This window comes from Bacteroidota bacterium, assembly GCA_018816945.1.
GTDB lineage: Bacteria > Bacteroidota > Bacteroidia > Bacteroidales.
The window spans coordinates 14,383-33,742 of sequence record JAHIVC010000051.1 but is presented as its reverse complement, the minus strand read 5'-3'; the positions used below and the strand labels follow the sequence as shown (position 1 = coordinate 33,742).

Genomic DNA, 19,360 nt, shown 5'->3' with positions numbered 1-19,360 from the left:
TTGTTTGTAAATTCTTTTTTCTTCCTGTTCTTGTCTTATAGTTTTGATCAGTTTCGAAAAAAAACGGCCAACAATATGACTAACAGTCAATTAAGACGTATTGTGAGCCTGAGCATTTTGATTTTAACATTTTTTATCATATTTCATCTTTACGAATATGTAATTATAAGTTTATTTAAGAATTCTCAGGTATCCATTGAGTTTGGACAAGATTTTATTGCACATAGATCAATTACTATTATTTCATTTTTTATTGCATGCAGTTTTAGTTTAGCCGTCTATTTTTTCGGACGCGTTATTTTATTGGAAATTTATGAGCAGTTTCATAAAAGAATTCAGAGGTATTTAGTAGGTGCCGGAATTTTAATTGGTTATGCGATAATAACATATGTGTTTTCCGAACTTGTATTTAGTACGGTTCTTCTGATAGGTGGCTTCACCTTTATGATCCTTTTTCTAGAAGAAAAAGATTCTAAGATTACATCATTGAATATAATAAGCTTTCTTTTGATATTTGCTTTATATCTTGGATTTCTATCGTCTGATATTTTAACTAAAAAGGAATTTGAGCAACGCACTGTAATGGCTGAGTCTATTGCTGGAGATAGGGATCCGATGGCTGAATATGTTTTCGAGAAATTGATTGATAAAATTTATGGAGATTCAATAATTCTTAAAACGGTTTATCATCTTGATAAAGACAATAATGAATTGAACATCATACACAGAATAGAGGGTATTTTTGATGCTGAAGCTTCAATAAATTATAAACCACGTATAACAATTTGTGATTCTGCCACATTCTTGAGTTTTAATACAGATGATTACATGGTTAGTTGCGCTACCTATTTTTCAGAAATTATTTCAGAGTTTGGAAATGCAACCAATAAGAGGGATTTATTTTATTTTAGAAATAATTCTATCAACAATTCATACATCATTCGATTGTTTTTTCCGCAAATAGATAAGGAAGCTGGAAGGTTCATATTTATTGAATTGGATTCAGAATTTATACAGGAGGGTCTTGGTTATCCTGAGCTATTGATAGATGAAGCTTCAAATATATCGGGTGCAGAATTAGTGAATTATTCTATGGCAAAATATAAACAAAATGAGCTTGTTTATAAATTTGGCGACTATGATTATAGTGCAAATCTTCAATATTATCAAGAACTTAAAGATAGAAGTAATCAATTTGAAAGTAACGGATATAATCACATTTTAATAAATAAAGATGAAGAAACTAATTTTATCATTAGTAAGGAAAACAAAGACTTAATTGATATTCTTGCACCATTTTCTTACTTCTTTATTTTCCTGGCCTTTTTTTTAACATCCTTTTACATGTTAACCGGATTCTCCTATAAAATATTCAATATTCAAATCAGCTTCAGAAATAGACTACAATTCACTTTATTCGGCATCATTCTAACTTCATTTTTGGTTATAGGTGTTACTACATTACTCTTTCTTGTTCAATTAAATGACAAAAAAAACAATGAAATTTTAAGTGAAAAAGCTCATTCAGTTTTAGTTGAACTTGACCACAAATTAGCAGGGGCAGATAGCATAAGTCCGGCAATGTATGAAACACTAAATGGATGGCTTGGAAAATTTTCGTTGGTTTTTTTCTCCGATATCAACCTATATTCGCTAGACGGTAGATTAATTGCGTCATCAAGATTGCCGTTATTTGATGTAGGTTTGATTTCCAAATTAATGAATGTTACAGCTTATGATGTATTGGCGAAAAAAGAAAAACTACTTTTTATTCAAAATGAAAAAATTGGAGAGTATGAGTATTTATCCGCATATGTACCATTTCGAAATTCTCAAAATAAACTTATTGCATATTTAAATTTACCATATTTTGCTCGGCAAAAAGAGCTTCAAACTGAAATTACAAGCTTTCTTGTCGCCCTCTTTAACATTTATGTATTGTTTTTTATAATCGCTTTATTGGTTACCATGGTGATCTCACGAAGAATATCAAAACCATTACTATTAATTAGGCAAAGCATTAGTGGAATAAGGCTGGGTAAATCAAATGAAAAAATAAAATGGGATCGCAAAGATGAAATAGGAGGCCTGGTTACAGAATATAATAGGATGATTGACGAATTAAGTAAAAGTGCTAATTTATTAGCAAGATCGGAGCGGGAGAGTGCTTGGCGAGAAATGGCTAAACAAGTGGCTCATGAAATTAAGAATCCCTTGACGCCGCTAAAATTGAGTGTCCAGTACTTAAAAAAAGCATGGGATGAAAATGAAAAGGATTGGGATCAACGACTAAATAGATTTACAAAAACAAGTATTGAACAAATTGACTCATTATCTGATATCGCCAGCGCTTTCTCAGATTTTGCCAAAATGCCTGTCCAAAAAATGGAACCAGTCGACTTAAAGAAAATAATTCATAATGCTGTTGGATTATTCAAAGAGGATTCAACTGTTGAATATGTGTTGCACTTACCCGAAAATGAATACATAATTATTGCGGATAAAAATCAATTACTTCGAGTATTTAATAATTTATTTAAAAACTCTATACAAGCATTGGCATCTAAAAAAGATGGCCAAATTACTATTTCTGTAAAAAAATCAAATTCTGAGCTAATCGTTATTGTCGCAGATAATGGTTCTGGAATATCAAAAGAAATGTCGGATAAAATATTCACTCCAAGTTTTACAACAAAGACAAGTGGAATGGGTTTAGGATTGGCAATTGTAAGAAATATTATTGTTAATACTGGCGGTGATATTTGGTTTGAATCAGAAACTGGAATTGGAAGCACATTTTATATATCATTTCCTCAGCCTATTTTAGAAGCAGATGTTGTTTGATAATCCATTTTGTTAACTTTACTCTCTAAAATTAGCATTTTGAATCCGATCAAAAAATTAGCCGGTCAAACAGTTATTTATGGCTTTTCAAGTATCATTGGAAGGATACTTAATTATCTTCTTGTTCCTTTGTACACAAGAGTTTTCACTCAGGGAGAATATGGGGTTGTAAATGTGATGTACGCATTTGTTGCCGTGGCTTTTATTGTTCTTACGTATGGAATGGAAACTACTTATTTCAGATATTCAGAGATCGAAAAAGGAAAAAAAAATGTTTATAATACGATTCTATCATCTATTCTTACCTCATCATTAATTTTTCTTTTTTTTGTTGTTCTCTTTGCTAAGAATGTTGCACGATTGATCGAATATCCGGATAATCTCGAATATGTAATTTTATTTGGATTTATTCTTGCTTTTGACGCGATTACAGCCATTCCATTCGCAAAATTACGTGCTCAAAACAGGCCAATTAAGTTTGCGACCATTAAGTTTGTTAATATAGCTGTCAACATTGGATTGAATCTAATGTTCTTATTATTGTGTCCATTCTTGTTAAAAGTTGCGAACCCTTCTGTTAGTAAAATTATTCTGCTCTTTTTTAAACCTGAATGGAGTTTAATTGTTTATGTTTTTATTTCAAATCTTGCGGCTAGTGCTATTACTTTGGTATTATTATACTCCGAATTAAAAGACTTTAGGTTTAATTTTGATTTTAAGCTGTGGAAGAAAATGATGGTTTATTCATTACCATTAATATTGACAGGATTGGCAGGGGTAATGAATGAAACTTATGGTCGACTATTAATGAAATATATATTACCTAAAGACATTGCGGAGCAACAGATTGGAATTTATTCAGCCAGTATAAAAATAGCATTCTTGCTAAATTTATTTGTACAGGCATTTCGATATGCAGCCGAACCATTCTTCTTTTCGCACGAAAAAGAGAAGGACTCAAGGATTGTCTATGCCAGGGTTATGAATTACTTTGTAATTGCAACTTCCTTTATTTTTTTAGGATTAATGTTATATATCGACATTGTCGTACTTATCATCGGGGTTAATTTTAGAGAAGGAATCGCAGTGATTCCATTATTATTAATGGGATATTTGTTTTTAGGGATATTCTACAATCTATCAATTTGGTACAAATTAACCAATAAAACTATTTATGGTGCTTTTATAGCAATAGGAGGAGCTGTTTTGACCGTAGTCTTTAATTTACTCTGGATTCCTCGTTTTGGGTATATGGGGTCGGCATGGGCAGCCCTTTTGTGTTATGGCTCAATGATGATCGCATCTTATTTTATCGGGATGAAATATTTCGTGATTAATTATCAAATAGGAAAAATAATTGCATACATAAGCCTGTCGATTGTTTTAGTTCTCATAAACCATTTTCTTAAAATTGAAGATGTGCTTTTTAGATTTCTAGTGAGTACATTTTTGTTGATGATATTCATTTTAACTGTGTATATTACAGAACGTAAAGATTTTAAATCCTTTTTCTCTAACTAATTATCCTATAGCAGTTTTATTGTAGTCATCATTAATCTGGTTGAATGCATATTTTCTGTAATTTAGCACCTTAATTTTATCAGCTTTGAAAATAGTTTTACCTGAAAATATTCGCTATGTTCTTTCAGCTATAATTAATTGATCTTCTAATAGGATATTTATAAATATTGATATGATTAATCACTCAAAGCAAGTATTACCAGATTTATTATACAGGACTGAGAACAAATTAAAAATATAATAGAATAGCATTGATGAAAAAAATAATTAATATAATCCTTCTTATTTTAATTGTTACTGGAAAACCCATCATAGGATTTAGCCAAAAAACGAATATTGAAATCGATCAAAAAATCTCAACTTTAAACCTTAAAGAAAACGCAACATTATTTGTAGAAGCCAATAAAGAAAAGAACCTGGGGAATCTAAAGAAAGCCGAAGACTTATACAAAAGATGTATTGAGCTCGTTCCGGATGACGCTGCATCGATGTACGAACTTGCCACTATTTATCTCATGAATAATGAGATTGAGTCCGCAAAAAAATTGGCAGAAAGTACGGTTAAAATAGACACTACCAATATCTGGTATAAACTATTGCTTTCGAATATTTATAAAATAGATAAATCGTATCAAAAGAGCGTAGAAGTTTTGGAAGATTTATCAAGACAGAATCCCGAGAACCTTGAATATACTGAAGAATTGGCTCAGAATTATATCATAATCGGAGAATACGAAAAGGCTATCAAAGCATTAAACACTATTGAAAATAAAATTGGGGTTACCGAACAACTTGCAATTCAAAAACAGAAATTATATCAGAATTTGAATCAAGTTGAATCTGGTATTGGCGAAATTGAAAAATTAATCCATGAGTTCCCAACAGAGGCCAGATATTATGCATTATTGGCAGAATTATGTTTAAAAAATGATTTGGATGAAAAGGCTTTAAATGCCTATAAACAAATTACCGAATTAGATCCGGAAAATCCCTACATCCACATTTCACTTTCCGATTTTTACCGAAAATCAGGAGATACTTTAAGAGCATTTCAGGAATTAAAAACTGGTTTTGAAAACGACCAATTAGATATCGATTCCAAAATTCAGATTTTGGTCTCTTATTATACTGTTGAGCAAATTTTTAGTGAAAGGAATAAAGAAGCCGAAGAGTTGGTTTCATTGTTGGCCAATAAATATCCTGAAAACTCACGTATTCATTCAATTAAATCAGAAATTTTATTTCAGGCACGAGATTTTATAAAAGCCAAGGAATCACTATTAAAGGCCATTTCTATTGATAGTACTCTTTTTGGATCCTGGGAACAATTGCTCATTACCGAATCTGCACTATCCGACTTCAAGGCTATGGCCGAACATAGTCGCAAAGTTATTGAATTATTTCCTGATAGGCCATTGGCATACTTATTTTCAGGGCTTGTTAATTTTCAAAACAAGAACTACGAAGAAGCAATCTCTTACTATAAGAAAGGTCTGGTATTGGTGCAAAGCAATGCAGCCTTATCTGTTCAGTTTTATTCTTTTTTAGGAGATGCTTATCACGAATTAGATAATAACACTGACTCTGATCAAGCCTATGAAAGTGCTCTCAAACTAGATCCTGAAAACTCAGTTGTACTTAATAATTATGCATATTATTTGGCTTTACGTTCAGAAAAACTGGATCAGGCAAAGCGAATGTCGTTCAAGGCAGTTGATCTTGACCCTGAAAATGCTTCAAACTTGGATACAAAAGCTTGGGTGTTGTATAAAATGAAGTTATTTGAAGAAGCAAAAATAGTAATTGAAAGAGCCATGGAAATTGGTGAACAAAATAGTGCAGAAGTTTATGAGCATTATGGAGATATTTTATTTCAATTAGGGGATATAAAGAAAGCGGTTAAATTCTGGAAAATGGCGCGTAAAAAGGGTTCAGAATCCGAATGGATAAATAAAAAAATTAAAGAGAAAAAATTATATGAATAATTGGATGAAAGTTAAGCCAAGCTATATATTGTTAATATTTGTTTTAGTGATTGCTGCCGGATGCGGTGCCACAAGAAAAATTATTAAAGAGCCATTAAAAGAAGAAGGCATTGATTATTTATTTAATAAGTTAAAGGAGAACGAATTAAAATTCGATCAATTCAATGCCAAGTTTAATTTAGAATATGTTCACAACAAGAAAAAAACAGAATTTAAAGGTCAGATCCGGATCAAAAAAGATAGTATGATTTGGGTGTCGTTTTCTCCTGCCTTAGGTATCGAAGCAGCACGAATGTTAATTACCTACGATTCCGTTAAATTTATAAATAGGATGAACAAAACCTATTTCGAAGGAGATTATAATTATCTGAACGATTTTTTAGACACAAATATTGATTTTGATGTCTTACAAGCATTGATTCTCGGAAATGATTTAAGCCATTTTGAAGATGGAAAGTTTAGGGCCAGTATTGAAAATAAGACATATAAGTTAGCAACAGCATCAAGAGCCAAACTGAAACGCTATATTCGAAGTCACGAAATTGAACCAATTGTTTTCATACAAAGTATTTGGCTTTCGCCCGAAAATTTTAAAATATCACAACTATCATTAAAAGAAATCAAAAAGGAGAACAAAAAGCTTCAGGCAAACTATAGCAAGTTTATGGAACTTGATAAACAACTATTTCCAAGGGTAGTTGACTTTGACCTACAGGCAGAAAGCAAAATTGAGGTGCATTTGGTATTTTCAAAAATTACGATTAACGAAGAACTTAATTACCCGTTTAATGTCCCTAGTAAGTTTGATCTGATCACCAAGTTTGAATAAAACAATTGATGATGATTGATAATCACATATCAATTTATTTTTTTAAAAGAAATGGTATTATTCTGTTTTTTTTATTGCTTTCATTTGTTTCAAATGGTCAAAGTCAAAAGGAAGCTTTAGAAATCGAAAAAAGAAAAATTGAAGAGGAAATCAATTATACCAACCGATTGCTTAAATCTGCTACGGCAAATAAAACAAATTCGCTTCAGGAATTAATTCTGATTAATAATAGAATCAGACAAAGAGAGTTGCTTATTTCAAATTATACTGTTGAACTTAAAAATCTGGAAAGGCAAATATCGAATAATGATAAAAAAATACTTGCATTGGAATCAGATCTTAAACAGGCTAAGACTGAATACGCACTTTTAATTAATTATGTGTTTAAAAACAGAGACTCAAAGGATAGGCTCATGTATATTTTTGCTGCCGAAAATTTTAATCAGGCTTTTCAGCGCTTAAAATATCTTCAATATTACAGTGAATATCGCAAACATCAGGCTATACGAATTGAACAAATTAAAGACTCTGTTTCTGTAACGAATCAAGCGATAAATAAGCAAAAGCAGGAAAAACAAAGCATCCTCAAGCTTCAACAAAATGAAGTAAACGTATTACAAACAGAAAAAACACAACAAAACGGCAAGATAAATATCCTTGCTAAACAAGAAAATCAATTTCGGGAAAAAATCAGGCAAAAAAGAAAAGAAGCCGAGCAATTAAACCGTGCAATAAACGATATCATTTCAGAAGAAATTAAAACTGCTGCAGCAAAGGCAAAAGCTAGTGGTTCTGAAAATCTTTCGGATATTATCGCGTTAACACATGCTGAACTTGAGCTAACGAATACTCTTATTCGTAATAAAGGGAAATTGCCCTGGCCATCGGAGCATGGGATTGTTTCGAGTACATTTGGTGAACACGACCATCCGGTATTAAAGCGAATAAAGATTAAAAATAATGGGATTGATATAATGACCAATGTTGGTGAAAATGCCCGGGCGGTCTTTGATGGAAGGGTTATCAGCGTTCGAACTATTACAAATACGAATAAAGCAATTATTATCCGTCACGGTGAATTTTTTACTGTTTATTCAAACTTGATCGATGTTTACGTAAAACCTGGGGATGAAGTTAATACAAGACAATCGCTGGGAGTTGTATATACCAATGAGTCAGAGTCTAAAACAGAATTGCATTTTGAAATTTGGAAAGGAAAAACTTTGTTGAATCCCCAATCTTGGATTGTGAAATAGGTATTCCTATTAATAAATTTTGGGGACTATCTCTCCTTTAAGCACTCTTAATGCGTTTAAGGCAAGCGCTTTCATCTCATCTTCTCCCGGATAAACATAAACAGGCGCTAACCGTTCAACATGATCAATAATTTGCTTTGTGAACCATTTGTCGTGGGCAATACCACCGGTAATTAAAATCCCATCAACATCACCTTTAAGCACAGCCGACATGGCTCCTATTGATTTTGCCACTTGATAAGCCATAGCCGAGTAAATCAGTTTAGCATATTTGTCACCTGCTTTTACTCTTTGCTCAACCTCATAGGCATTATTTGTATTTAAATAAGCAACAAGCCCCCCGTTTCCGGTAATCATTTTTTTCAGTTCTTTTTCTGTGTACCTGCCGCTAAAACAAGCTTTAACCAAATCACCAACTGGCAAAGTTCCACTTCTTTCCGGAGAAAAAGGGCCTTCACCATCTAAACCTTGATTTACATCAATAACCAAGCCTCTTTTATGCGCACCTACTGTTATTCCACCACCAAGGTGGGCAACGATTAAATTCAGGTCTTCGTATTTTTTTAGAATTTGTTGTGCATGCTGACGGGCAACTGCTTTTTGATTTAAGGCATGAAAGATAGATTTTCTTTGAAAATCAGGATGGCCAGTTATTCGTGCTACCTCAGCGAGCTCATCAACAACAACCGGATCGGTAATGTAAGCTTTTGCATCAGGTAAACTTGAAGCAATATCTCTGGCAATAAGGCCTCCCAGGTTACTTGCATGTTCCCCCATCGGACTATTAATTAAATCGGCAACCATTGCGTCATTAACTTCATATACTCCTGATGGAATGGGTTTCACTAAACCTCCACGTCCTACAATGGCCTTTACATGATTATCCGAAATCTCAGCCTCGTTTAATTCATCAATTATTAACTGTTTACGAAAAGAAAGTTGGTCGACAACTTTTTCATATTTAGCAAGCTCTTCACTGCTATGCTTAATATTCTTAACAAAAATCGGATCTTCATTATGATAGACCGCAATTTTTGTTGAAGTAGAGCCAGGATTAATTGCTAATATTCTAATTTCTTCCATTAATCGGGTTAAAATCTAAAATTACGACTTATGCGATTGCTGCTGCTAAAGCAATGGATAAAAACTTACTTCTTTCTGAATCGGCACGAGAAGTCAAAACAATTGGAACAGTTGCTCCCATAATAACCGCAGCTGCACTGGCACCACCAAGGAAACTTAAGGTTTTGTATAAGATATTTGCACCATCAATATCGGGTCCTAAAATCAAATCAACATCGCCGGCAACATCACTGGTTATATTTTTAAGTTCTGAAGCTTTTTTAGATACTGCATTGTCAATAGCCAAGGGCCCATCAATAATACAGCCTTTAATCTGCTTTCGGTAATTCATCATTGAAATGGTTGCTGCATGCATGGTAGCTTCCATTTTTGGATTTACAGTTTCAACAGACCCAACAATAGCGACTTTCGGATTTGGATTGCCTAAACCGTGAAATACTTGAATTGCATTCTCTATTATGGCAATTTTCTTTTCCAAATCTGGCGATACATTCATGGCTGCATCGGTTACTCCTAATAATTTGTGATAAAATGGGGTCTCAAAAAGGGCAACGTGGCTTAATGTACTTCCTTTACGTAATCCGTTGTCTTTGTCAAGAACGCATTTCATTAATATTCCGGTGCTAACCAGTCCTTTCATTAAAATTTCCGCTTCACCGTTTTTAATCAGGGAAACAGCCATGATTGCTGCTTGCTCTTTGTCTTCAATATTAATTACCCTAATTCCTTCCAGATCAAAATTAATTTTTTTTGATAGATCCCTTATATTTCTTTCATCACCTACTAAAATGGGCTCAATGATTCCTTCAGCTCGCGCATTGCGAATTGCTTCCAAAACATGCTCATCTCCTGCTGAAGCAACTACAATTTTTCTCGTTCTTTTATTTTTTGCTAATTCTACAATTTCTGATAAATGCTTAATCATCCTTTTTGCTATTAAAATAAATACCCTTAATTAGTTTTTGCAAAAGTATAAAAATTAAATGAGCTGCAAATGGTTATTGTGAATTTTATAACAATCACTTAAATAAAAAACGATCATTTTATTTACAAACTAAATGAGATCTTAAAACCCGGTTTTTATCTGTTATTTATAACATTTTAATAGGATTAAAAATGCTTCATAAAATTGATTGGATTTGAGACCCATATATTTTGTATTTTTGCAGAAGAAATTTACACAACAAGATGATCTTAATGGTTAACTTAAGTAAAAAACACAATTTCGTAAACATTAAAGAGCGTGATGCATTCCTGCATTAAAGTTTAATTTCTTATCACCACTATTTCTTTAAAAATTTTATTAATCGAAACATTAATGTTATGGAATTACCATTTGCAGAATCATATAAAATTAAAATGATCGAATCGATCAGAAAAAGTACACGAGAAGAACGAGAGGAATGGATTAAGGCAGCAAAATACAATCTTTTTAATTTAAGGAGTGATCAGGTTTTTATTGATCTTCTGACAGACTCCGGTACCGGAGCAATGAGCGATAAACAATGGGCCGAGATGATGCTGGGCGATGAAAGTTATGCGGGAGCTTCTTCTTTTTTTAAAATGAAAAGTGCAATCAAAAACATTCTGGGCTTTGATCATTTTTTACCAACCCATCAGGGTAGGGCTGCTGAAAATGTTTTGTTTTCGGCTATGGTGAAAACAGGCGATTTAGTACCAGGAAATACACACTTCGATACAACCAAAGGTCACATTGAATTTAGAAAAGCAACTGCGGTTGATTGCACTATTGATGAAGCTTTTGATCCATCAGTAATACATCCCTTCAAAGGGAATATTGATCTTCGAAAACTAGAAGCCGTATTGAGTAGCAATCCAAGTGAGCGAATTCCTGCAATTATTGTAACGATTACATGCAACTCTTCAGGCGGACAACCTGTCAGTATGGAGAATTTAAAGGAAGTTTATAAACTCGCCACAAGATATAAAATACCCGTATTTTTTGATTCAGCGCGTTTTTCCGAAAATGCCTACTTCATAAAAACCCGGGAAAAAGGCTATGCTGATAAATCTATCAAGCAAATTGTAAAAGAGATGTTTTCATATGCTGATGGGATGACCATGAGCAGTAAAAAGGATGCCATCGTTAATATGGGCGGATTTGTGGCTTTTAAAGACGTTGAGCTTTACAAAAAGGCTTCGGTATATAATATCATGTTTGAAGGTTATTTGACTTATGGGGGCATGTCAGGACGTGATATGAATGCATTGGCTCAAGGCTTGGATGAAGGTACTGAATTTGCTTATTTAGAAACCCGTATTGGTCAAGTTGCATATCTAGGTCAAAAACTCCTTGATCATGGTGTTCCGGTATTGGTTCCATTTGGTGGACACGCTATTTTTATTGATGCAAAAGAATTCCTCTCAAATATTCCTAAAGAAGAATATATCGCTCAATCGCTCGCAGTTGAAATTTTTATTGAAGGAGGTGTCAGGGCTGTTGAAATTGGAACCATCATGGCCGATCGTGATCCCATCAGTCGCGAAAACAGGTACCCCGAATTGGAATTAATTAGATTAGCGATACCGCGAAGGGTGTATACCAACAATCATATGGATTATGTGGCAGCTACCATCATCAATGTTTTTGAAAGGAGAGATCAGATTAAAAGAGGTTATAAAATTGTTTCTGAAGCACCAATATTAAGACACTTTACGGTTGAGCTTGAAAAAAAATTAACTTCTCAATGATTCCTTTTCTCTCCCCTGATTTTAGGGGAGATCCCGATTTATCGGGAGAGGGGTAAGATAAAAAATCATTTTTTCAAAGATTATGGTGTGTTGACTAATTGGATTTAATGTTCTCAAATTAAATATTAGTCTTACTCAAAGGATTTTTTCTTTGATCATTCAATTTATTTATTATCTATTTTTGTTTCGTGAATACTTTGAACTAACGATACGAATTTTCTCATGGATAAAACTAAAAAACGAAACAGATATAATCGTGTTTATGCTCAACTTAATGAATTGTTAAAAGACAGCACTGATCCTGTTGCCAACCAATCAACGATTATAGCTGTTTTACATCATAAATTTGATTATTTTTTCTGGACCGGCTATTATCGACTTATTGAAGGGGAATTAATTGTTGGTCCATACCAAGGTTCAGTTGCCTGCATTCATTTAATGAAAGATAAAGGGGTTTGTTGGGCCGCAATTAATTCTGGTAAAACCGTGATTGTTCCGGATGTGCATGATTTTTCCAGCCATATTGCTTGTGATTCAAGATCAAAGTCAGAAATAGTTATTCCTATTAAAAATAAAAAGGGTGAGATAATATGCGTGATGGATGTTGATAGTAAGGAATTAAATTCTTTTGATGAGGCAGATGCTGAAGGACTTGAAAAAATCATTGAATTAATTTATAAATAATCAAACAGATTGAATTTACTTGATCTTATATTAATTGCTTTTTCGATTACAAGTGGGGTGTTCGCTTTGTCGCTGGTTGCAAACGTTCAAAAATGTCTTACGATATTCGAAAAGATAAGATTAACTGCTTTATTCACTTTTATTCCTGCTTCATTATTATGGATTGGCTATTGGGCCGGGATTCTCTTTCTGGCATTTATGAAATGGACAAACGAATGGGTCTTTATTGCTCTAGAAATAGTCATCGGTATTAGAATGATCTTAAGATCATTGAAAACAGATCCTGAAAATCTTACCTATCGATATGGGGATTTTAAGGTTGTTTTTGTATTAGCATTTGCTTTGGGTTTACCGGCTTTCGTTATCGGGATTGGTTTCGCCTTTACACGGATAGAAATAAACTTCTTTTTAATTCCTATGATTGTTATGGGATTAATTTTAAGTATTGCAGGAATGATTATCGGAAAACGAACCGGAAATTATTCTCTGGGTAATAAAGCAATATTTTTAGGAGGTATATTGTTTGTTGGTTTAGCACTCAAAAACGGCATCGAATTACTTGGATTTATTTAACCCGACACATATCATGAATAAAAAGATAAGAATCACAAAAGAGTTTAGGTTTGAGATGGCTCATTCTCTTCCAAACCATAAAGGCTTATGTAAAAATATACATGGTCATTCATATACGCTTAGTGTAACAATTATTGGTGAGCCAAATCCAAAGCAAGACCAAGCAGATGCAGGTATGGTAATGGACTTTAGCGATTTAAAGGCCATTGTAAAAGGAACGATCATAAATAAGTTTGATCATGCATTGGTAATTCATAAAGATGTTGCAAATTCATTGATGGACGAACTGAAACACAATTTCGATAAAATAATCCCGGTCGATTATCAGCCAACAAGTGAACAATTGCTCATTGACTTTGCCAATTCGATCTTATCCCAATTTCCCATAAACGTAAAACTATTTAGTTTAAAACTGCGTGAAACAGCTACTTCCGTTGCCGAATGGTATGCTGATGATAATTAATTCCATTTTTATTCGTGAGACTCAAATTTCAGGAGTGAGCGAACCTGACTGCAGCCTTTTGAGGTAAAGCATTAACTTTAAGCTAGTCCTTTCAACTGCCAATATGTTTTGCAATAATGGAACGATGACCAAAATATTGTACCACTTAGACAGCACCAGAACTTGACTTGGGTTTTACTTTTCTTACCGAATACATTACATAAAAAGATGCGTTACTGCAGTTGGTTCGCCAATCTACATTTGTAAAAATCTAGTAAAGAGTAATATACATTTCTTTTTTTTCTAAAATAAGGAAAGCGTCAGAAGTCAGGAAGAATATCTAAAATAAAATGGGATTAAAAAAACCGCCTCAAAATTTAATATTGAGACGGCTTCTTTTTGTTGGATGCAAGATTTTACCTTACTTTTTATCATTCACCTCTTCAAAATCAACATCAGTAACTTCATCGTCTTTTGATGATCCGCCTTGCGGGCCGGCATTTGTATCTGCATTTGGTTGTGCTTCCTGTGCAGGATTACTTTGAGTGTTTTTGTACATTTCCTCACTAGCTGTTTGCCAAATGGCATTCAGTTTTTCCATTGCAGCGTCAACTGCAGGGATGTTTTTATTTTTATGCGCTTCTTTTAATTCCACAACAGCACTTTCAATCAATCCTTTTTTATCAGCAGGAAGTTTGTCGCCATACTCTTTTAACTGTTTCTCGGTTTGGAAAACCAAAGCGTCAGCACTATTTAGTTTGTCGATTTCTTCCTTTTGTTTTTTGTCCTGATCAGCATTTGCGGCTGCTTCATCTCTCATTCTTTTAATTTCATCATCACTTAATCCGGAAGAGGCTTCAATACGAATATTTTGAGATTTACCGGTAGCTTTATCTTTCGCGCCAACATTTAAGATACCATTTGAATCAATATCAAATGTAACTTCTACCTGTGGAACACCCCTTTGAGCTGGTGGAATCCCATCTAAATGGAATCTGCCGATGCTCTTGTTTTGATTAGCCATTGGTCGCTCACCTTGCAATATATGAATTTCAACCGTTGTTTGATTATCGGCCGCTGTTGAAAATACTTCCGACTTTTTGGTTGGAATGGTTGTATTTGCTTCAATCAATTTAGTCATCACACCGCCAAGGGTTTCAATCCCTAATGATAAAGGAGTAACGTCTAATAATAAAACATCTTTCACTTCACCGGTTAAAACACCTCCTTGAATAGCTGCACCTACTGCAACAACCTCGTCGGGATTTACACCTTTTGAAGGTTCTTTTCCAAAAAACTTTTTAACGAGTTCTTGAATTGCAGGAATTCTAGTTGAACCGCCAACTAATAAAACGTCATCAATATCAGCTGGTTGTAAACCTGCATCCTTTAAAGCTGATTTACAAGGAGCTAAAGTTGCCTGAACAAGATCGTCGGTCAACTGGTTGAAAGTTGACCGAGTAAGTTTACGGACAAGGTGTTTTGGCACGCCATCTACAGGCATGATATATGGTAAATTTATTTCGGTTTCGGTAGAAGATGAAAGTTCAATTTTAGCTTTTTCGGCAGCTTCCTTTAAACGTTGAAGAGCCATAGGATCTTTTCTCAGATCAATATTTTCATCTTTTTTAAATTCATCAGCTAACCAATCAATGATTTTTTGATCAAAGTCATCCCCCCCTAAATGGGTATCTCCGTTGGTAGACTTCACTTCAAATACACCATCACCTAATTCAAGAATAGAAATATCGAATGTACCACCTCCAAGGTCGAAAACTGCAATTTTAACATCTGAATGTTTTTTGTCAAGACCGTAAGCCAAAGCAGCAGCAGTAGGCTCATTTATTATTCTTTTTACGATTAAACCGGCGATCTCCCCGGCTTCCTTTGTAGCTTGTCGTTGCGAATCACTAAAATAAGCCGGAACTGTAATAACAGCTTCTGTTACTGTTTGCCCAAGATAATCTTCTGCGGTTTTCTTCATTTTTTGAAGAATAATTGCTGATATCTCCTGTGGAGTATATTTTCGTTCATCAATTTGCACCCGAGGAGTGTTGTTGTCACCTTTAATGACTTTATAGGGCATCCTTTGAATTTCTTTTGTTACCCGATCAAAGGTTTCACCCATAAATCTTTTGATTGATGAAATGGTTTTTGTAGGATTGGTAATCGCCTGTCTTTTTGCAGGATCACCAACTTTACGTTCCCCGTTTTCTGTAAATGCGACTATTGAAGGCGTAGTTCTTCTACCTTCGCTGTTCGGAATTACAACCGGCTCGTTACCTTCCATAACGGCAACGCAAGAGTTTGTAGTTCCAAGGTCAATTCCAATTATTTTTCCCATTTTTTATATATTTATTTTTTTGATATGTTTTTTCAGGTCGATAATCTTGTTACTCAATGATTATGCCATTAACCTTTTGTTTACCTCAATTTTGTAATTTGAAATAAATCTATGTTGATTTAAGGATTGGTTTGACATCTAAAATACTGATTTAAAATACCTTGTAAGATATTTTACAATATTTTAGCATAAATAAATAAGGCTGTCAAATGATGACAAAAAGACAGAAATAATTACTTTATTATAAAGAAGTCCTTGAAAGTAATTACAATTCTGAATAAATCTTCAGGTGTTTTTACTCAACTGATTTTAATGATCAGCTATTTAAAACCTTTAAAGCTGCACGAACTGCAATCCCCTGTTCAGCTTGATGACCACATTTTTGAAGGGAAGCTTCAATGGCTCCAATGGTTGCGAGTACATCTCCTTGGTTTACCGAACCCATATGGCCAATTCGAAAATATTTACCTTTAATTTCAGGCAATAAACCTCCGGCCAGAATTACACCAGCATTTGCAATTTCTTTAAGTAAAGAGGCACCATCAATTCCTTCAGGATAATATGGAGCCGATAAAGTATTTGCACAAAAAGTATTATTTTGTGGAATCATTTTAAGTCCAAGTGATTTGAATGCCTCCCTGAATGCCTGAGCTATTTTTTCATGCCGCTTAATTCGAGCATCCATACCTTCTTCTAAAATTATTTTTAAACTTACTTCTAAAGCAGCCACAAGATTAACAGCCGGTGTACCAAAGTAAGATGGTTTTCGATCTGCATAGGCATTCATAATTGGCAACCAATTTGACCAATCTGCATAATAATTGGCAACCGGTGTTTTTCTCATTTTCCAAAGATTCATTGCCTTTTCTGAAACGACCAATAAAGCTAGACCGGGAGGTACCCCAATTGCCTTTTGCGAAGCAGTAAGCACCACATCAATTCCCCATTCATCTTGTTTTATTTCTTCTCCGGCAACTGAACAAACACCATCTAAAATAGTCAGAACATTATATTTTTGCCCTAGTTTACCGATAGGCTCCGGATTAACTTTTACAGCAGTGGATGTATCAACATGCGTAAAGGTGAGTAATTTATATTTGTCCTTTTTAAGTGCATTTTCAATTTCGGTTTCAGAAACAACCTGGCCAATTGGTGCTTTTAGTATCGTTACCTGAGCTCCATACCTTTTTAATAAATCTGCAAATCGCTCACCAAAATATCCGGTAGAAATAACCAGTGCCTTATCTCCATGTTCTATCAAATTAGCTCCGGCCAAATCCATTGCCAGAGTTCCAGAGCCTGCAATAATGAATGGTTGTCCTGTAGGGCTATTCCAAACCTTTTTCATCATGTCCAGTGCATTGCCGAAAGTTTCAATAAAATTAGCTGCTACATGGCTTGTTGTTGGTGCACCAAGAGCACGTAAAACTTCGGGTTCAAATTCAATAGGGCCTGGGATCATTAATAATTTTCTGCGTTTCATTTTAAACTAATATTAAAAGTGATTGATTTCGTTATTGGTCATTAACTGTTCAACAAATAGTTTTTGTTTTTCGTCTAGCGGCTGGATTGGTTGTCTGGAAGTTCCTCCGTAAAGTCCCAGAAAATCCATGGCAGTTTTTAAGGCCGGAATACCCAGGCCACTCGTAACAGCAGTATTTACAGGAATCATTTTCAGTTGCAGTGCCAATGCTTTTTCATGCTCCCCATTATTGAAATGTTTGTAGATGTCAATGCATTCTTGTGGTGCAATGTTTGCCGAAGCCAATATTCCACCGATGGCTCCAATACAAAGTGCCGGGAACAAGAATCCGGCTGAACCCGCTAAAATCTGAAAATCGGGGTTTACCATTCGCTTTATGTCTGCCATTTTGGTAAGGTTACCGCCAGAGTCTTTTAGCCCAATTATATTGGGATGTTCTGCAAACTTTGCAATTGCGTCTGCACCCATATCCAACCCACTGTTTCCGGGCATATTATAGATAATCACAGGAATGTTTGAAGCATCTGCAACGGTAAAATAATGCTTCTTAAGTGCCTCAGTTGTCATTAACCCTTTGTAATAAAACGGATTTAATATAAGAGCCGCGTCTGCACCGGCATCTCCGGCTGCTTTTGTTAGCCTGATCGTTTCCAAAGTTGATTGCCCACCGGTTCCGGCAATCATCAATTTTGAAGTGGGTATGGCTTTCCTGCAATCTTTGTAGACTTTTATTTTTTCTTCTTCAGTTAACATCACGAGCTCACCATTTGAGCCCAACAATAAAAACCCCGCCAAATCAAATTGATTAAGACGCGAAATGTTATCCATCATTTTGACAGTCAAAAGGTTTTCGTTTGTATCAAATGCGGTAGGTAAGGGTGGGAAAATCCCATTCAAGGCAATCATAAGCATTTTATCTGTTTAATTAGTATAATATTTGAATCAAAGTTAGAAAATAAAATGCAATATCATCTATATTCGAATTTTAATACCTTATAAATTAGGGCAATTAGGGTATTCTTATAAAGATTTGAAAATGAAGTTAGAAAGTTTTAATTTTGCATCGCATTAAGAGATTTCAGCAATCCAAAAAAATTGATTGCTCAACTAAAAAAACACGAATGAAAAAGATAATCCCCATCTTAATAATTATAGTATTTATCACCCTTGCATCCTGTAGTAAAAAGGAAGACATGATAACCCCGGCTGATCAGTTAAAACTTGATATCGCTTTAATTCAAGGATATTTGGCAAGTAACAACCTTACAGCTCAGCGCACAAATTCCGGCCTACATTACATTATTACTGAAGAAGGAACCGGTGTCGATAAACCTACCATTAATCACAGAGTGACGGTTAATTATATAGGATATTACCTGGATACGAAAGAAGTATTCGATCAGTCTCGTACTGGCAGTCCACTCACCATCCTACTTGCACACACCATTAATGGTTGGATTGAAGGTATCCCTTTATTTAGTAAAGGAGCAAAAGGAATTTTATTAATCCCTTCCGGATTAGCTTATGGACCCTTCCCTCCTTCAGGTGTTAAGCCAAATGCAGTGATGATTTTTGAAATAGAATTATTGGACTTTTTCAGGTGA

The 19,360-nt window shown here is 34.3% G+C and carries 15 protein-coding genes; 10 read left to right on the top strand and 5 right to left on the bottom strand.

Going from position 1 to position 19,360, the window contains the following annotated elements:
• The 5 genes from KKG99_07670 to KKG99_07650 form a co-directional block, all read left to right on the top strand.
• Positions 1 to 2,844 (top strand): GHKL domain-containing protein (locus KKG99_07670; protein MBU1012868.1); only part of this gene is annotated, 2,844 nt, incomplete at its 5' end.
• Positions 2,845 to 2,883: 39 nt separating this feature from the next.
• Positions 2,884 to 4,365, top strand: a complete 1,482-nt coding sequence (locus KKG99_07665) for an oligosaccharide flippase family protein (GenBank protein MBU1012867.1) — start codon at positions 2,884 to 2,886, stop codon at positions 4,363 to 4,365.
• A gap of 254 nt (positions 4,366 to 4,619) precedes the next feature.
• Positions 4,620 to 6,350 carry a tetratricopeptide repeat protein gene (locus KKG99_07660; GenBank protein MBU1012866.1) on the top strand — a complete coding sequence of 577 codons (1,731 nt, stop codon included), beginning with the start codon at positions 4,620 to 4,622 and terminating at the stop codon, positions 6,348 to 6,350.
• A 4-nt stretch (positions 6,351 to 6,354) separates the two neighbouring features.
• Positions 6,355 to 7,179 (top strand): DUF4292 domain-containing protein, encoded by an 825-nt coding sequence (locus tag KKG99_07655; GenBank protein MBU1012865.1) that lies wholly within the window; start codon positions 6,355 to 6,357, stop codon positions 7,177 to 7,179.
• Positions 7,180 to 7,187: 8 nt separating this feature from the next.
• Positions 7,188 to 8,435 (top strand): peptidoglycan DD-metalloendopeptidase family protein, encoded by a 1,248-nt coding sequence (locus tag KKG99_07650; protein ID MBU1012864.1) that lies wholly within the window; start codon positions 7,188 to 7,190, stop codon positions 8,433 to 8,435.
• A gap of 9 nt (positions 8,436 to 8,444) precedes the next feature.
• On the opposite strand, the gene buk is transcribed toward KKG99_07650, so the two are convergent.
• Both buk and KKG99_07640 read right to left on the bottom strand, forming a co-directional pair.
• Positions 8,445 to 9,518 (bottom strand): butyrate kinase, encoded by a 1,074-nt coding sequence (gene buk, locus KKG99_07645; protein ID MBU1012863.1) that lies wholly within the window; start codon positions 9,516 to 9,518, stop codon positions 8,445 to 8,447.
• Between the two features lie 28 nt (positions 9,519 to 9,546).
• A complete protein-coding gene (locus tag KKG99_07640) occupies positions 9,547 to 10,443 on the bottom strand; it encodes a bifunctional enoyl-CoA hydratase/phosphate acetyltransferase (protein MBU1012862.1) in 897 nt (298 codons plus the stop codon).
• 398 nt (positions 10,444 to 10,841) lie between these two features.
• Between KKG99_07640 and KKG99_07635 the strand changes: the two genes are divergently transcribed.
• From KKG99_07635 to KKG99_07620, 4 genes are all read left to right on the top strand, one after another.
• Complete coding sequence (locus tag KKG99_07635) at positions 10,842 to 12,230, top strand: tryptophanase (GenBank protein MBU1012861.1); 1,389 nt, start codon at positions 10,842 to 10,844, stop codon at positions 12,228 to 12,230.
• A gap of 222 nt (positions 12,231 to 12,452) precedes the next feature.
• Positions 12,453 to 12,914, top strand: coding sequence for a GAF domain-containing protein (locus KKG99_07630; GenBank protein MBU1012860.1), 462 nt, complete (start codon positions 12,453 to 12,455; stop codon positions 12,912 to 12,914).
• Positions 12,915 to 12,923: 9 nt separating this feature from the next.
• Complete coding sequence (locus KKG99_07625; GenBank protein MBU1012859.1) at positions 12,924 to 13,487, top strand: manganese efflux pump; 564 nt, start codon at positions 12,924 to 12,926, stop codon at positions 13,485 to 13,487.
• A gap of 13 nt (positions 13,488 to 13,500) precedes the next feature.
• A complete protein-coding gene (locus KKG99_07620) occupies positions 13,501 to 13,950 on the top strand; it encodes a 6-carboxytetrahydropterin synthase (protein ID MBU1012858.1) in 450 nt (149 codons plus the stop codon).
• A gap of 400 nt (positions 13,951 to 14,350) precedes the next feature.
• Here KKG99_07620 and dnaK read toward each other — a convergent pair whose 3' ends face one another.
• The 3 genes from dnaK to KKG99_07605 all read right to left on the bottom strand — a co-directional run bounded on the left by dnaK (position 14,351) and on the right by KKG99_07605 (position 18,668).
• Positions 14,351 to 16,273 carry a molecular chaperone DnaK gene (gene dnaK / locus KKG99_07615; GenBank protein ID MBU1012857.1) on the bottom strand — a complete coding sequence of 641 codons (1,923 nt, stop codon included), beginning with the start codon at positions 16,271 to 16,273 and terminating at the stop codon, positions 14,351 to 14,353.
• Between the two features lie 316 nt (positions 16,274 to 16,589).
• Positions 16,590 to 17,756, bottom strand: coding sequence for an alanine--glyoxylate aminotransferase family protein (locus tag KKG99_07610; GenBank protein MBU1012856.1), 1,167 nt, complete (start codon positions 17,754 to 17,756; stop codon positions 16,590 to 16,592).
• A gap of 12 nt (positions 17,757 to 17,768) precedes the next feature.
• Complete coding sequence (locus tag KKG99_07605; GenBank protein MBU1012855.1) at positions 17,769 to 18,668, bottom strand: dihydrodipicolinate synthase family protein; 900 nt, start codon at positions 18,666 to 18,668, stop codon at positions 17,769 to 17,771.
• Between the two features lie 209 nt (positions 18,669 to 18,877).
• Here KKG99_07605 and KKG99_07600 point away from each other — a divergent pair, with 209 nt between their 5' ends.
• Complete coding sequence (locus KKG99_07600) at positions 18,878 to 19,360, top strand: FKBP-type peptidyl-prolyl cis-trans isomerase (GenBank protein ID MBU1012854.1); 483 nt, start codon at positions 18,878 to 18,880, stop codon at positions 19,358 to 19,360.

Excerpts from the sequence above, each read along its gene's own strand:
- buk (MBU1012863.1), bottom strand. The coding sequence starts at position 9,518 with ATGGAAGAAATTAGAATATTAGCAATTAATCCTGGCTCTACTTCAACA.
- KKG99_07635 (MBU1012861.1), top strand. The coding sequence starts at position 10,842 with ATGGAATTACCATTTGCAGAATCATATAAAATTAAAATGATCGAATCG.
- KKG99_07660 (MBU1012866.1), top strand. The coding sequence starts at position 4,620 with ATGAAAAAAATAATTAATATAATCCTTCTTATTTTAATTGTTACTGGA.
- KKG99_07630 (MBU1012860.1), top strand. The coding sequence starts at position 12,453 with ATGGATAAAACTAAAAAACGAAACAGATATAATCGTGTTTATGCTCAA.
- KKG99_07650 (MBU1012864.1), top strand. The coding sequence starts at position 7,188 with ATGATGATTGATAATCACATATCAATTTATTTTTTTAAAAGAAATGGT.
- dnaK (MBU1012857.1), bottom strand. The coding sequence starts at position 16,273 with ATGGGAAAAATAATTGGAATTGACCTTGGAACTACAAACTCTTGCGTT.
- KKG99_07655 (MBU1012865.1), top strand. The coding sequence starts at position 6,355 with ATGAAAGTTAAGCCAAGCTATATATTGTTAATATTTGTTTTAGTGATT.
- KKG99_07640 (MBU1012862.1), bottom strand. The coding sequence starts at position 10,443 with ATGATTAAGCATTTATCAGAAATTGTAGAATTAGCAAAAAATAAAAGA.
- KKG99_07620 (MBU1012858.1), top strand. The coding sequence starts at position 13,501 with ATGAATAAAAAGATAAGAATCACAAAAGAGTTTAGGTTTGAGATGGCT.
- KKG99_07605 (MBU1012855.1), bottom strand. The coding sequence starts at position 18,668 with ATGCTTATGATTGCCTTGAATGGGATTTTCCCACCCTTACCTACCGCA.
- KKG99_07610 (MBU1012856.1), bottom strand. The coding sequence starts at position 17,756 with ATGAAACGCAGAAAATTATTAATGATCCCAGGCCCTATTGAATTTGAA.
- KKG99_07600 (MBU1012854.1), top strand. The coding sequence starts at position 18,878 with ATGAAAAAGATAATCCCCATCTTAATAATTATAGTATTTATCACCCTT.